Source organism: Streptomyces sp. NPDC003248 (genome assembly GCF_055563235.1).
The window spans coordinates 638471-651924 of record NZ_JBVHDT010000001.1 but is presented as its reverse complement, the minus strand read 5'-3'; the positions used below and the strand labels follow the sequence as shown (position 1 = coordinate 651924).

Below are 13454 nucleotides of genomic sequence, written 5' to 3'. Positions count from 1 at the left end.
CGGGCAGTGAGGCCGGGCCGGGCCGTGAGGCCGGGCCGGGCCGTGAGGCCGGGCCGGGCCGTGAGGCCGGGCCGGGCCGTGAGGCCGGGCCGGGCCGTGAGGCCGGGCCGGGCCGTGGGGCCGGGCCGGGTCCGTGTCAGAGCCAGGGGTCCAGGCCGGGGGGCCGGGCCGGGGCCGGGGGGCCGGGCCGGGGCCGGGTCTAGAGGGCGGCCGCTCCGTGGGCGCGCAGGGCCTGGTCGTACTGCTGGAGGACCCACAGTTCGTTCTGCACGGCGGCCAGGTGGGCCGGGTCGCCGCCCGCGGCGAGGCGGGCGAGCTGGGACTGGACGTCGCGGACCCGGCGTTCCACGGCCCGGCGGCGGACCTGGACCAGCACCGTGCCCGCGTACACGTCGTCGACGGCGCGCCGCATGATCGGCTCCACGGCCAGCTCGGTGACCATGGCGCGGACGGTGTCGTCGGGGGCGGCGTCGCGGACCCGGACCAGGTACTCCTGCCCGTCCGCCACGCCGTACTCGGCGCCGCCCGCGTCGAGGATCGCCTGGCGTACGGCGGCGTAGGGGGCGGCGGTGAACTCGTCCACGCCGTACGCGTCGAAGGCCGGGGAGACCAGCTCGGGGCGCTGGAGGGCGAGCTTGAGCAGTTCGCGCTCGGTGGCGTAGACGGGGTTGCGCAGGGTGAGGGCGGGGCCGCTGGTGGCGGGCCGGGGGGCGGCCTCGTACGCCGGGGCCCGGCCGCCGCGGGCGGGCTCCGGGGCCTTGCCGCCGCGCTCGCGGGCCCAGCGGGCCAGCTGGGCGACGCGCTTGACGACGAACTGGGTGTCGAGGATGCCGAGCATGCCGGCGAGCTGCACGGCGACCTCGTGCTGGGCGCCGCTGTTCTTGATGCGGGCGACGACCGGGGCGGCCTCGTCGAGCGCGGCGGCCCGGCCGGCGGGGGTGTCGAGGTCGTAGCGGGAGACGATCTGGCGCAGCGCGAACTCGAACAGCGGGGTGCGGGGTTCGACCAGGTCGGCGACCGCGTCGTCGCCCTTGGCCAGGCGCAGGTCGCAGGGGTCCATGCCGTCGGGCGCGACGGCGATGTACGTCTCGGCGGCGAACTTCTGGTCGTCCTCGAAGGCGCGCAGGGCCGCCTTCTGGCCGGCCGCGTCGCCGTCGAAGGTGAAGATGACCCGCGCGCTGCCGTTGTCCATCAGCAGCCGGCGCAGGATCTTGATGTGGTCGCCGCCGAAGGCCGTGCCGCAGGTGGCGATGGCGGTGGTGACGCCGGCGAGGTGGCAGGCCATGACGTCGGTGTAGCCCTCGACGACGACCGCGCGGGACGCCTTGGCGATCTCCTTCTTCGCGAGGTCGATGCCGTAGAGGACCTGCGACTTCTTGTAGATCGCCGTGTCGGGGGTGTTGAGGTACTTGGGGCCGGTGTCGGCCTCGTACAGCTTGCGGGCGCCGAAGCCGACGACGTCGCCGCCGATGTCCCGGATCGGCCACATCAGCCGGCCGCGGAAGCGGTCGATGGGGCCGCGGCGGCCCTCCTGGGCGAGGCCGGACAGGAGCAGTTCCTTGTCGGTGAAGCCCTTGCCGCGCAGGTAGCGGGTGAGGTGGTCCCAGCCCTGGGGGCTGTAGCCGACGCCGAAGTGGACGGCGGCGGCCTGGTCGAAGCCGCGCTCGGCGAGGAAGATCCGGCCGGTGTCGGCCTCGGGGCTGGTGGCGAGCTGTTCCGCGTACCACTCGGCGGCGATCTTGTGGGCCTCGACCAGGCGGATGCGTTCGCCGCGCTGGTGGGAGGGGTTGTAGCCGCCCTCCTCGTAGCGCAGGGTGATGCCGGCCTGGGCGGCGAGCCGCTCGACGGCCTCGGAGAAGGTGAGGTGGTCGACCTTCATCACGAACGTGATGGTGTCGCCGCCCTCCTGGCAGCCGAAGCAGTGGAAGAGTCCCTTGCTGGGGCTGACCTGGAAGGACGGCGACTTCTCGTCGTGGAAGGGGCACAGGCCCTTGAGGTTGCCGCCGCCCGCGTTCCGCAGCTGGAGGTACTCGGACACCACGGCGTCGATCGGGACCGCGTCCCGAACCGCCTTCACGTCCTCGTCGTTGATCCGTCCTGCCACGCGTGAATTCTACGGGGGCGGACCGACATCCCCGGGGCCGGCCGCGACGCGGTCAGGCGCCCAGGGCGTCCAGCGGCACGTGGGGGTCGGCCAGGGCCTCGGTGTCGACGGGGACGCCCGCGCGGATCAGTGCCTGGATCGGCTCTGTGACGTCCCACACGTTCACGTTCATCCCGGCCAGGACCCGCCCCTCGTGCAGCCAGAACGCGATGAACTCCCGCTTGCCCGCGTCCCCCCGGATCACGACCTCGTCGTACGACCCCGGCGGCGCCCAGCCGCTGTACTCCATGCCGAGGTCGTACTGGTCGGTGAAGAAGTAGGGCACCCGGTCGTAGGTGACGTCCCGGCCGAGCATGGCGCGGGCGGCGGCCGGGCCGCCGTTCAGGGCGTTGGCCCAGTGCTCGACGCGCAGGGTCGTGCCGAACAGGCCGTGCGGGAAGGACGCGACGTCGCCGGCGGCGTGGATGTCGGGGTCGGAGGTGCGCAGCCGCTCGTCCACGGCGACGCCCCCGCCGTGGGCGCGGTCGGCCAGCTCCAGCCCCGCCGCCTCCGCGAGGGCGGTCCGCGGGGCGGCGCCGATCGCGGCGAGGACGCCGTGCGCGGGGTGCTCCTCGCCGTCGTCGGTGCGGGCCGCGAGGACCATGCCGTCCTGGCCGACGATCTCCGTCAGGCGGACGCCGAAGTGGAACCGGACGCCGTGCTCGCGGTGCAGTTCGGCGAAGACGGCGCCGAGCTCGGGGCCGAGCACGCCGTGCAGCGGGGTCGGCTCCGGTTCGACGACGGTGACCTCGGCGCCGTACTCGCGGGCCGCCGCCGCGATCTCCAGGCCGATCCAGCCGGCGCCGGCGATGACGAGGTGGCCGTTGTCGCGGCCCAGGGCGGCCAGGACGCCCTTGAGGCGGTCGGCGTGCGCGAGCCGGCGCAGGTGGTGGACGCCGGCCAGGCCGGTGCCCGGGATGTCCAGGCGGCGGGGCTCGGCGCCGGTGGCCAGCAGCAGCTTGTCGTAGTGGACGACGGTGCCGTCGTCGCCGTAGCGGACCGTCTTCGCCGTGCGGTCGATCGCGTCGACGCTCTGGCCGAGGTGCAGCTCGACGTCGTTGCGCGCGTACCAGGCGGGCTCGTGCACGAAGAGGCTCTCCCGGGTCTCCTTGCCGAGGAGGTAGCCCTTGGAGAGCGGTGGGCGCTCGTAGGGGTGGTCGCGTTCGTCGCAGATCAGTATCACGCGGCCGGTGAAGCCCTCGGCCCGCAGCGTCTCCGCCGCCTTGGCCCCGGCCAGGCCTCCTCCGACGATGACGAATGTCTGGTCCGCGTCGACCACGTGATGCCTCCTACAGGGGTCCGGGGGATGTCCCCCCAGTGAACGCTGAGCGTGCCGCCCCACGAGCGTCCCGCACGCACCGTGAGGGGGGAAGAGGACGTGACCCGATCAGGCCATGGACCGTCACTTATGTGTCACATGCGCCCCGTCAGTCTCGCGTGCAGGGCGCGCGCCGAGGCGTCGGTGAGGGAGGCGATCTGGTCGACGAGGACCCGCTGGCGGGCCCGGTCGTCGGGCGCCCGGTCGAACAGCGCGCGGAACTGGGGGTCGAGGCCGTCGGGGGCGCGGGCGGTGAGCGCGTCGGCCAGTTCCGTGATGACGATCCGCTGGTCGGCGCGGAGCCGGGCCTGCTCGGCCCGCTGCATGACGTACAGGTCGGCGAGGGCCTTGAGGACCGCGCACTCCAGCCGGGTCTCGCGCGGTACGACGAGCTCGGCGCGGTAGCGGGTGAGGCGGCCCGGTCCGTAGCGCGCGCGGGTGGCGGCCTCGGCGGCGAGGCAGAAGCGGCCGATGAGCTGGCTGGTGGCGTCCTTCAGCCGGGCCTGGGCGACGGCCGTGCCGTCGTAGCCGTGCGGCCACCACGGCTGGTCCTGGAGGCGGTCGAGGGCGGCGGCCAGTTCGGCCGGGTCGGTGCCGGCGGGCGCGTAGCGGCGGGCGGCGACGCGGAAGACGTCCCGGCGCTCCGGCTCGGCGTGCAGGCCGGCGGGGTCGATGTGGCCGCCGTGCAGGCCGTCCTCCACGTCGTGCACCGAGTAGGCCACGTCGTCGGACCAGTCCATGACCTGGGCCTCGAAGCAGGCGCGGGTGCCGGGGGCCGTCTCGCGGACCCAGTCGAAGACGGGACGGTCGTCGTCGTAGACGCCGAACTTGGGGGACCGCGGGTCGGTGGGGTGGGCGCCGCGGGGCCAGGGGTACTTGACGGCGGCGTCGAGGGTGGCGCGGGTGAGGTTGAGGCCGACGCTGACGACGTCGTCGGGGTCCGCGGGCGAGGTGATGAACCGTTTCGGTTCGATGCGGGTGAGGAGCCGGAGGGACTGGGCGTTGCCCTCGAAGCCGCCGCAGTCGTGGGCGAGGTCGTTCAGTACCTGCTCGCCGTTGTGGCCGAAGGGGGGATGGCCGAGGTCGTGGGAGAGACAGGCCGCCTCGACGAGGTCGGGGTCGCAGCCGAGGGCCGCGCCCAGCTCCCGGCCGACCTGGGCGCACTCCAGGGAGTGGGTCAGACGGGTGCGGGGGGTGGCGTCCCCGGTCCGGCCGCCGGAGCCCGGGGTGACGACCTGGGTCTTCCCGGCGAGTCGGCGCAGCGCCGAGGAGTGCAGTACGCGTGCCCGGTCCCGCTGGAAGGCGGTGCGGCCCGGACGCTTGTCGTGCTCGGGGACCCAGCGGGCCGTCGACGCGGGGTCGTAGGGGGTGGGGGGTGCGGTCTCTGTCGTGCTGGTGCCTTCCATGTCCCGACAGTACGGGTGCCCGACCGTACGGGTGGGGTGGTGACGCGCGGTCGCGGATGGGTTGGGGCGGGGCGTGATGGGGGTCGTGCGGGGGGGGATGGTCGTGTGGGGGCGTGATCGTGGTTGTGCGGGTGCGGGTCGTTCGTGGCTTGTCGCGCAGTTCCCCGCGCCCCTGGGTGGGCTGCCCTGCCGTTCGCGCTAAGCGGACGCCAGGTGGGGTCTCGTGCCCGCCGGGATCGCCCGTGCCTGGTCGTAGCGGTGCAGGACCAGGCGGGCCATCGCCTCGTGGGTGCCCAGGGGGGCCGAGGCGATCCAGGGGGCGGCCTCCGCGCTCTCCGTCGCGAAGCGGCCGGGGGCCGTGAAGTAGGAGGCGACCGCGATGCGGTGACGGCCCCGGGCGGTCAGGGCGCGTACGGCGGTGGCCACCGTCGGGGTGGTCGTCGTGGCGTAGGCCGGGACGACCGGGACGCCGAGGCGGGCGGCGAGCAGCTGGGCCGTGCGGCGGGTGTCGACGGCCGAGTCGGGGTCGCGGGAGCCGGCCGCCGCGAGGACGACCGCGCTGCCGCGGCGTTCGGCCTCCGTCATCCGGGTGCTCCAGCCGGCCTCGACGAGGCGGGCGTGCAGGGTGTCGACGAGCAGGGGGTGCGGGCCGAGCGGCGCGGCCACCCGGGTGTCGACGGACACGGCGGCGGCCGCCTCGGGGATGTCCCGCCCGACGTGGTAGCCGCGGCTGAGCAGGAGCGGCACGAGGACGGCCGACTCCGTGCCGTCGGCCTCCAGGCCGGCGAGGGTGTCGGCGAGCAGGGGTTCGTTCAGCTCGATGTGGCCGAGGTGCACGGGCAGCCCCGGGCGCAGCGCGCGGACGCGGTCGAGCAGGGTGCGGACGGTGCTCAGGGCGCGCGGGTCGCGGCTGCCGTGGGCCACGACGACCAGCGCGGGCGCCCCGGGGCGCCGGCGGCCGTCGAGGGAGACGAGGCTGAGCTGGCTGGTGAGCTGGTCACTGATCCGGTTCATGATGTGCGCCGTACTGTCGAGGTGGGCGCCACCGGTCAGCGGGCTGCCGGGGCGGGGGGCGGACTCGTCGTACAGGGTGGGCGACGCCGTCATGGAGTCATCCTCACGGCGGGAGGTTGCACCCCCGTTGCGCGACCGTCACGGCTATTTTCCGGGGGTTCACCGCGGGGGTGGGGTGGATGTGAGGTGCGGGTGGGCGGGGCCGAGGGGCGGCGCGGGTGTGACCCGGGTGACGCGCCGGGCGCAGAACCCGATCGGCGCCGGGTGCGTCTTCCCCGGTCGGAGGCGGCCGGGGCGAACGGATCCGGCCCGGGCAGCAGGGGAGCACCGCATGGAGATACGCCGACCTCGGCTGCCGCGCACCCGTACGGGGTGGCGGCGGCTGGTGCAGGGCGTGATGGGGGCGTGCGTGCTGGGGCTGCTGCCGGCCACGTGGCTGTACGTCTCCACGGCGGACGGGCTGGGCACCACGGCCGACGCGCCGCGCACCGAGGTCGCCGTCGTCTTCGGTGCCGGTCTGTGGGACGGGGAGCCGTCGCCGTATCTGGCGCACCGGCTGGACGCGGCGGCCGAGCTGTACCGCGAGGGGCGGATCGAGGTCGTGCTCGTCACCGGCGACAACAGCCGGGAGGACTACGACGAGCCGGACGCGATGCGGACCTATCTGACGGAGCACGGGGTGCCGGACGCGCGCATCGTGAGCGACTACGCGGGCTTCGACACCTGGGACTCCTGTGTGCGGGCCCGGAAGATCTTCGGGGTCGACCGCGCGGTCCTCATCAGCCAGGACTTCCACATCCGCCGGGCGGTCGCCCTGTGCCGGGCGGCGGGGGTCGCGTCGTACGGGGTCGGTGTGGCCGCCGCGCACGACGTCACCTGGTACTACGGGGGAGCCCGGGAGATCCTCGCGGCCGGGAAGGCCGCGCTGGACGTGGTGTTCGAGCCCGATCCGCGGTTCCTCGGCCCCCGGGAGACGGGGGTGGCGCGGGCGTTGGCCACGGCCGAATGAACGCGCGGACGGATACGGACATTCTCGACGCAGCGGGTTTGACGGGCACATTTCACCCGGGGGAATGAAAAGACCCTCCCGTACTTTCCGTGACCGTGCCATCACTTTTAGTGTCCTCGGTGTGCGGCGGCGGGTCCGGCCGTCGCCGCCCTTGGGGGAAAGGACACCTGATGACGGGACTTCGCTCGGCGTTCGTCACGGCCGTCGCGGCGGCGCTGTTCGCCGTGCCGGCGGCCATGGGGACCGCCTCGGCCACCACCGTGGACCAGCTCTCCGCGCAGGTCAGGGAGCCGGGCTGCGCCAAGCTCGGCAGCTACGGCCAGTGGTGGGCGCACATCCGCAACGCCTGCGGCCACGTGATCACCGCGAGCGTCGAGGTCGACGGGTGGGACCCGTCGTGTATCCAGATCGGCCCCGGCGCGACCGAGACGATCGGTCTGGACCCGGGGGACGAGCCGTACTACGCCTACGAGTGCTGACCACCTGACCGGCGCGCGCCCGGCCCACCGGGACGCGCCACCCCGACCGGCCGGGCGCGCCACCCGGCCGACCGGGCCGGGGAGGGAGGTGGTGGCGGCCGCTTCCTCCCCGGCCCGCCCCACCCCGACTCCCCGGCCCGGCCCTCGGCCCCTGCACTTCCGGTCCGGCCCTCCCGCCCCTTGCACTTCCGGTCCGGCTCCTCGGGCCCGCTCTCCCCGCCCGGCTCTCCCGGACGGTTCCCCGCGCCGCCCCTTCCCGGCGCCCCGGCCGGCCCGTTCCGTCCCGGCTTCCGGGGCGGGGCGTCCGACGGGGCGGTCCCCTCCCGCCCCGTCCCCGGGGGCGCCCGCGCCTCACGCCGGGCCGGCGCCCCCGGGGAGGTCACCAGCACACCGCCGTAACAGGACGCCGCACGGCGCGTAACACGGCCGAAGCACGCTGAAACGCATGCAGACCACCTCGACGCCCACCCACTGCCCGTACTGCGCCTTGCAGTGCGGGATGAATCTGTCGCCCCTGCCACAGGGGGGCGTCGAGGTGGTCGAGCGCACCGACTTCCCCGTGAACCGGGGGGCGTTGTGCGGCAAGGGGCGTACGGCGCCGGAGGTGCTTTCCCCGAGCGTCCGCCTGACCTCCCCGTTGGTGCGCTCCGGCGGCACACTGCGGCCCGCCTCCTGGGACGAGGCGCTCGACCGGATCGCCGGCGAACTGTCCCGGGTGCGCGCCGCCCACGGGCCCGACGCGCTCGGGGTGTTCGGCGGGGGCGGGCTGACCAACGAGAAGGCGTACACGCTCGGCAAGTTCGCCCGGGTCGCGCTGGGCACCTCGCAGATCGACTACAACGGGCGCTTCTGCATGTCGTCCGCGGCGGCCGCCGGGACGAAGGCCTTCGGCCTGGACCGGGGGCTGCCCTTCCCGCTGGAGGACGTCCCGCGGACCGGGTGCGTGATCCTCGTCGGCTCGAACCTCGCCGAGACCATGCCGCCGTCGCTGCGCTTCTTCAACGAGCTGCGGGAGAACGGCGGCACCCTGATCGTCGTCGACCCGCGCCGCACCAAAACCGCCGAGCAGGCCGACCTGCACCTGATGCCCCGCCCCGGCACCGACCTCGCCCTCGCCCTCGGTCTGCTGCACCTGGTGGTCGCCGAGGGCCGCGTCGACGAGGAGTACGTACGGGAGCGGACGACCGGCTGGGAGGACGCGCGGGCCGCGGCGATGGCCCACTGGCCGGAGTACGTGGAGCGGATCACGGGCGTGTCCGTCCCCCAGCTCCGGGAGACCGTACGGCTGTTCTGCGCGCCCGAGGCCGCGATGGTGCTGACGGCCCGCGGGCCCGAGCAGCAGGCCAAGGGCACCGACACCGTGGGCGCCTGGATCAACCTGTGCCTGGCCACCGGACGGGCCGGACGCCCGCTGTCCGGCTACGGCTGCCTGACCGGCCAGGGCAACGGACAGGGCGGACGCGAGCACGGCCAGAAGGCCGACCAGCTGCCCGGCTACCGCAAGCTGGACGACCCGGCGGCGCGGCGTCACGTGGCCGAGGTGTGGGGCGTGGACCCGGCCTCGCTGCCCGGCCCCGGGCGCAGCGCCTACGAGCTGCTGGACGCGCTGGGCACGGACGTGCGGTCGCTGCTGCTGATGGGGTCCAACCCGGTGGTGTCCGCGCCGCGCGCCGCGCACGTCGAGGAGCGGCTGCGGTCGCTGGAGTTCCTGGCGGTCTGCGACGTCGTGCTGTCGGAGACGGCGGCCCTCGCGGACGTGGTCCTGCCGGTGACCCAGTGGGCGGAGGAGACCGGGACCACGACCAGCCTGGAGGGGCGGGTGCTGGTGCGGCGGCAGGCCCTCACCCCGCCCGAGGGCGTGCGCAGCGACCTGGAGGTCCTGCACGGGCTGGCCGCCCGGCTGGGCGTGGAGAAGGGGTTCCCGACCGACCCCGAGGAGGTCTTCGAGGAACTGCGCCGGGCCACCGCGGGCGCGCCCGCCGACTACTCCGGGATCACCTACCGGCGGCTGGCCGAGGAGAACGGGGTGTTCTGGCCCTGCCCGGCGGACGGCGGCACGGACGACAGCGAGGACGCATCGCTCGACAGCGAGGACGCCTCACTCGACGCGGACACCGACGACCCCGCGCGGGACGCCGACGATCTCGCACGGGACGCCGACGACTCCTCTCGGGACGCCGACGACCCCGCTCGGGACGACGGCTCCCGGGCGGCCGTCCACCCCGGCACGCCCCGCCTCTTCCTCGACCGGTTCGCCACCCCGGACGGCCGGGCCCGCTTCGTGCCCGTCTCGCACCGGCCCGCCGCCGAGGAGCCCGACGACGAGTACCCCGTCCTGCTCACCACCGGCCGGGTCGTCGCCCAGTACCAGTCCGGGGCCCAGACCCGGCGCGTGGACGAGCTGAACGCCGCCGCGCCCGGCCCGTTCGTGGAACTGCACCCCCGGCTCGCCGACCGGCTGGGCGCCGCCGAGGGCGATCCGGTGGCGGTGGTCTCGCGGCGGGGCCGCGCGGTGGCACCGGCCCGCATCACCACCGGCATCCGCCCCGACACCGTCTTCATGCCCTTCCACTGGCCGGGCGAGGGCCGCGCCAACACCCTGACCAACCCGGCCCTGGACCCGACGTCACGGATGCCGGAGTTCAAGGTGTGCGCGGTGCGGGTGGAGGCCGTGGGGCCCCAGCCGTAGCCGCGGCCACAACCACAGTCACAATCACAGCCGCAGCCGCAGCCGCAGCCGCAGGGACCACGGCAGGAGGCCGGAAGGACCACGGACCAGGGCCGGTGCCCCACGGGGGGACACCGTCCCTGGTCCGTTCTTCTCCTCGGCGCAGCCGCTACGCGCCGCTCGCCCGTGCCGTCAGCCGGGTCCGGCTCGGGCGGCACTCCGGCTTGCCGTCGACCACCCGGCACCATGTCTGGTAGCCGTGGGAGGAGAGGCGGGCGCCGAGCCAGTCGTAGCAGCCCCCGCACGCCGAAGGCCGGCACCCCGTCCGGGGCACCGGCCTTCGCGTGTCGTCCGTACGGAGGCGGTCAGGTGACGTTGACCGCGTTCCAGGCCGCCGCCACCGCCTGCTGCTCGGTGCTGCCGGCGCCGTAGAGGTCGCGGGCCGCGGCGAGGGTGGCGGTGCGGGCGCCCGCGTAGTCCGTCGAGGACGTCATGTACACCGTCAGCGCCCGGTACCAGATGCTGCCGAGCTTGTCCCGGCCGATGCCCGTCACCGTGGAGCCGTCGAAGGTCGGCGAGTCGTAGGAGACGCCGTTGATCGTGCGGGCGCCGCTGCCCTCCGCCAGCAGGAACGCGAAGTGGTTGGCGACGCCCGAGGAGTAGTGCACGTCGAGGTCGCCCACCGTGCTGCTCCAGTAGTCGGCGGAGCTGCCGTCCCTGGACGGCCGGTCCATGAAGCGCAGGGCGTCCCGGCCGAAGCCGGAGCGCACGATCTTCTCGCCGATCAGGTAGTCGCCGGGGTCGGAGGCGTTGCCGGCGTGGAACTCCACGAGCGTGCCGAGGATGTCGGAGGTCGCCTCGTTCAGGCCGCCGGACTCGCCGGAGTAGGCCAGGTTCGCCGTCGCGGAGGTCACGCCGTGGGTCATCTCGTGGCCGGCCACGTCCAGCGACACCAGCGGGCCGAGCTGGGTGCCGTCACCGTCGCCGTACGTCATGCAGAAGCAACTGTCGTCCCAGAAGGCGTTGTTGTAGCCGTTGCCGTAGTGGACGCGGTTGTAGGAGCCCTTGCCGTCGCCCGCGATGCCGTTGCGGCCGTGGACCTCCTGGTAGTAGTCCCAGGTCATGTCCGTGCCGTACTGGGCGTCGACGGCGGCCGTCGCGCGGTCGGCGGCCGCGCCCGTGCCCCAGTGGTTGTCGGCGTCCGTGAAGACGGTCGAGGGCGCGCGGCTGACGCAGATGCCGAGGACGCACAGGTCGGTGCGGCCCGCGGCGTCACCGGTGTACGTGTTGCCGCGGGTGGGGTCCTTGAGCTGGTACGCCGAGCCGGACGGGGTCGTCTCCAGCGGGACCGTGCCGCCGTACAGGGACTGCCCGTCGCCCGTCGCGGACTCCAGGGTGTCCCAGGCGTCGATCTCGGCGCCGGTCGCCGCGTCGGTCAGCACGGCGCGGGCGACCGGGTTGCCGAGGGCGTCCAGGGCGGCGGCCTCCGTCCGCCAGGCCAGCCGGGGGGCGCCGTGCAGGGCGTCGACGACCAGGCGCGGCTCGGCGGTGAGCTGCTTGAGGGTCTCGTCGAGGTGGACGGCGCGCAGGGCGTCGGCGGCGGCGTCGGCGGCCCGCGGGGCGGGGAGCGCGGGGGTGACGGTGGAGAGGGAGACCGTGCCGCGCGTCGCCCGGTCCGCGCCGCGGTACGTGCCGTCGGGGGCGAGATGCACCACGAAGTCCCCGCCCAGCACGGGGAGTCCGCGGTAGGTGCGGTCGTAGCGGACGTGCTGGGCGCCGTCCGGGTCGACGACGACGTCCCGGACGGAGGTGTCCTGGGCGGCGGTCAGTCCCAGGCTCGCGGCGTGCGCGGCCAGGGCCGAGGCCGCGTTGCCGATCGCGGTGGCCCGGTCCGGGCGGTCCGCCGCGCCGGCGGTGGGGGTGGCGGCGGTCGCGGGGGTGAGGGCGGCGGCCAGGAGGGCTGCCGTGGTGGCGGCGATGCCTGCGGTGGTGAGACGGGAGCCTCGGGCGTGCTGCCGTATCCGGCGCATCGGTCTCCTCAGGAAGGCGCCAGGGGCGCGTGGGGGGTGGCGCTGACGTGGTCCTGAGATTCAAGAGGCCGCGGACATGTCATGTCCATAGCGCTCACGTGGGGGAGCGGTGAGAGGAGAGAATCGTTTCCGTGAGCGTTCCGGAACTGCCCTTCTTCGTCTACGGCACCCTGCGCCCCGGCGAGGTCAACCACGGCCTCCTGCTGCGCGGCCGCACCCTCGCCGAGGAGCCCGCCCGCCTGCGCGACGCGGTGCTCTACGACGGCCCCGGCTACCCGTACGCCGTGGAGGAGTCCGGCGGGCTCGTCACCGGAGACCTCGTCACCGCGCTCCCCCGGGTCTACGCGCGCCTCCTCGCCGACCTGGACCGCCTGGAGGAGTACCGGCCGGGCGACCCGCGCAACCTGTACGAGCGGGTGGCCCGGGAGGTGCTCCCGGGCGGCGCCGGACGACCGGTGCGGGCCTGGGTGTACGTCGCCGCGCCCGGCGTGGCGGCCCGGCTGAGAGCGCACGGCGAGCCGATCCCGGGCGGGGAGTGGAGGGGGCGCGGCGGGGCCGTGCGGTGAGGCCGGTCACCCGTTCACACCCTCGTCCCGCGGTTTTCCGCGAGACACCCGTCGCACGGCGGTGACCTGCCCGAACGCCCCGGCGGTCACCCGTCCCGCCCCCCGTTCACCTCATTTCTCGTCGCCCTCCCGACAAGCGCGTTCGCGCCGCCGGGACTTACCTCGTAAGGGCAGGGACGCGACCGACGCAGCGGCACATGGGGATGCCGCCGGCCGTGCCCTGGACGAGCTCGGAGGAGCACCGATGCGACGTACCGCCGTCCGTCTGCTGACCGGCAGCGTGTTCGCCGTGGCCGCCGCGGGCGCCGTCGCCGCGCCCGCCTGGGCCGCCGGCAGCGGCACCGGCCGGCTGGAGGTGTCTCCCTCCAGCGTGGTGCCGGGCGACGAGGTCACCGTGGAGACGGCGGCGTGCGGGTCCCCGCCGACGGCGGCGGGCGACGCCGGCGCGGTGGGCGCCGGGCGCTTCACGCTCGCGCCCGGCGCACGGGAGAGCGAGGCGGTCGGGCGGTTCCGGGTGCCGCCGAGCGCGCAGCCGGGCACGTACGAGATCGTCGCGGAGTGCGCCGCGGACGGGCGGAAGGTCACCGGGGACCTGGTGGTGACGCTGACGGCCGTGCCGCAGCAGGTGTATCCGCGGGGAAGCGTGAAGACGGGGGTCGGCGGCGCACTGGGCCCCGATCCCGTGCAGACCGCGGCCGGTGTGGCGGCTCTCGCCGTCGCCGCCGCGGGCGGTACCTGGCTCCTGCATCGCCGGGCGAGAGGCGACGGGATCTGACGGACACCCTCCGCTGTCCGTCGGCCGGTACCGCATGTCCCCTCCC

10 protein-coding genes are annotated in these 13454 nt (G+C 74.9%); 5 read left to right on the top strand and 5 right to left on the bottom strand.

All coding sequences use genetic code 11. The annotated features are described in order from the left end of the window. Positions 1–199: 199 nt before the first annotated feature. From dnaG to ACZ3KJ_RS02740, 4 genes are all read right to left on the bottom strand, one after another. The gene (gene dnaG / locus ACZ3KJ_RS02755) at positions 200–2104 is read right to left on the bottom strand and encodes a DNA primase (RefSeq protein ID WP_467524035.1); all 1905 of its coding nucleotides are present in this window, start codon (positions 2102–2104) and stop codon (positions 200–202) included. 52 nt (positions 2105–2156) lie between these two features. Beyond that, positions 2157–3422, bottom strand: a complete 1266-nt coding sequence (locus ACZ3KJ_RS02750; protein WP_467524034.1) for an NAD(P)/FAD-dependent oxidoreductase — start codon at positions 3420–3422, stop codon at positions 2157–2159. 134 nt (positions 3423–3556) lie between these two features. Continuing rightward, the gene (locus ACZ3KJ_RS02745; protein WP_467524033.1) at positions 3557–4867 is read right to left on the bottom strand and encodes a deoxyguanosinetriphosphate triphosphohydrolase; all 1311 of its coding nucleotides are present in this window, start codon (positions 4865–4867) and stop codon (positions 3557–3559) included. A 198-nt stretch (positions 4868–5065) separates the two neighbouring features. After that, complete coding sequence (locus tag ACZ3KJ_RS02740) at positions 5066–5974, bottom strand: sirohydrochlorin chelatase (protein ID WP_467524032.1); 909 nt, start codon at positions 5972–5974, stop codon at positions 5066–5068. Between the two features lie 238 nt (positions 5975–6212). Between ACZ3KJ_RS02740 and ACZ3KJ_RS02735 the strand changes: the two genes are divergently transcribed. The 3 genes from ACZ3KJ_RS02735 to ACZ3KJ_RS02725 all read left to right on the top strand — a co-directional run bounded on the left by ACZ3KJ_RS02735 (position 6213) and on the right by ACZ3KJ_RS02725 (position 10058). Then, positions 6213–6890: a SanA/YdcF family protein gene (locus tag ACZ3KJ_RS02735; RefSeq protein WP_467524031.1), complete on the top strand. Its 678-nt coding sequence runs from the start codon at positions 6213–6215 to the stop codon at positions 6888–6890. A gap of 170 nt (positions 6891–7060) precedes the next feature. Next, entirely contained in the window at positions 7061–7369 is a 309-nt protein-coding gene (locus ACZ3KJ_RS02730) for a hypothetical protein (protein WP_389512103.1), read from the top strand. A 445-nt stretch (positions 7370–7814) separates the two neighbouring features. After that, positions 7815–10058 (top strand): molybdopterin oxidoreductase family protein, encoded by a 2244-nt coding sequence (locus ACZ3KJ_RS02725; protein WP_467524030.1) that lies wholly within the window; start codon positions 7815–7817, stop codon positions 10056–10058. Positions 10059–10402: 344 nt separating this feature from the next. On the opposite strand, the gene ACZ3KJ_RS02720 is transcribed toward ACZ3KJ_RS02725, so the two are convergent. Then, positions 10403–12067 (bottom strand): M4 family metallopeptidase, encoded by a 1665-nt coding sequence (locus tag ACZ3KJ_RS02720; RefSeq protein ID WP_467524028.1) that lies wholly within the window; start codon positions 12065–12067, stop codon positions 10403–10405. Between the two features lie 131 nt (positions 12068–12198). Here ACZ3KJ_RS02720 and ACZ3KJ_RS02715 point away from each other — a divergent pair, with 131 nt between their 5' ends. Together ACZ3KJ_RS02715 and ACZ3KJ_RS02710 are read left to right on the top strand one after the other, a co-directional pair. Continuing rightward, entirely contained in the window at positions 12199–12633 is a 435-nt protein-coding gene (locus tag ACZ3KJ_RS02715) for a gamma-glutamylcyclotransferase family protein (RefSeq protein WP_467524027.1), read from the top strand. Between the two features lie 244 nt (positions 12634–12877). Then, the gene (locus ACZ3KJ_RS02710; RefSeq protein WP_389512113.1) at positions 12878–13408 is read left to right on the top strand and encodes a hypothetical protein; all 531 of its coding nucleotides are present in this window, start codon (positions 12878–12880) and stop codon (positions 13406–13408) included. The last annotated feature ends 46 nt before the right edge of the window (positions 13409–13454 follow it).

What these genes read in the sequence shown, in the direction of transcription:
- ACZ3KJ_RS02725 (WP_467524030.1), top strand. Translation starts at nt 7,815, where the DNA reads ATGCAGACCACCTCGACGCCCACCCACTGCCCGTACTGCGCCTTGCAG.
- ACZ3KJ_RS02730 (WP_389512103.1), top strand. Translation starts at nt 7,061, where the DNA reads ATGACGGGACTTCGCTCGGCGTTCGTCACGGCCGTCGCGGCGGCGCTG.
- ACZ3KJ_RS02745 (WP_467524033.1), bottom strand. Translation starts at nt 4,867, where the DNA reads ATGGAAGGCACCAGCACGACAGAGACCGCACCCCCCACCCCCTACGAC.
- ACZ3KJ_RS02710 (WP_389512113.1), top strand. Translation starts at nt 12,878, where the DNA reads ATGCGACGTACCGCCGTCCGTCTGCTGACCGGCAGCGTGTTCGCCGTG.
- ACZ3KJ_RS02740 (WP_467524032.1), bottom strand. Translation starts at nt 5,974, where the DNA reads ATGACGGCGTCGCCCACCCTGTACGACGAGTCCGCCCCCCGCCCCGGC.
- ACZ3KJ_RS02720 (WP_467524028.1), bottom strand. Translation starts at nt 12,067, where the DNA reads ATGCGCCGGATACGGCAGCACGCCCGAGGCTCCCGTCTCACCACCGCA.
- ACZ3KJ_RS02735 (WP_467524031.1), top strand. Translation starts at nt 6,213, where the DNA reads ATGGAGATACGCCGACCTCGGCTGCCGCGCACCCGTACGGGGTGGCGG.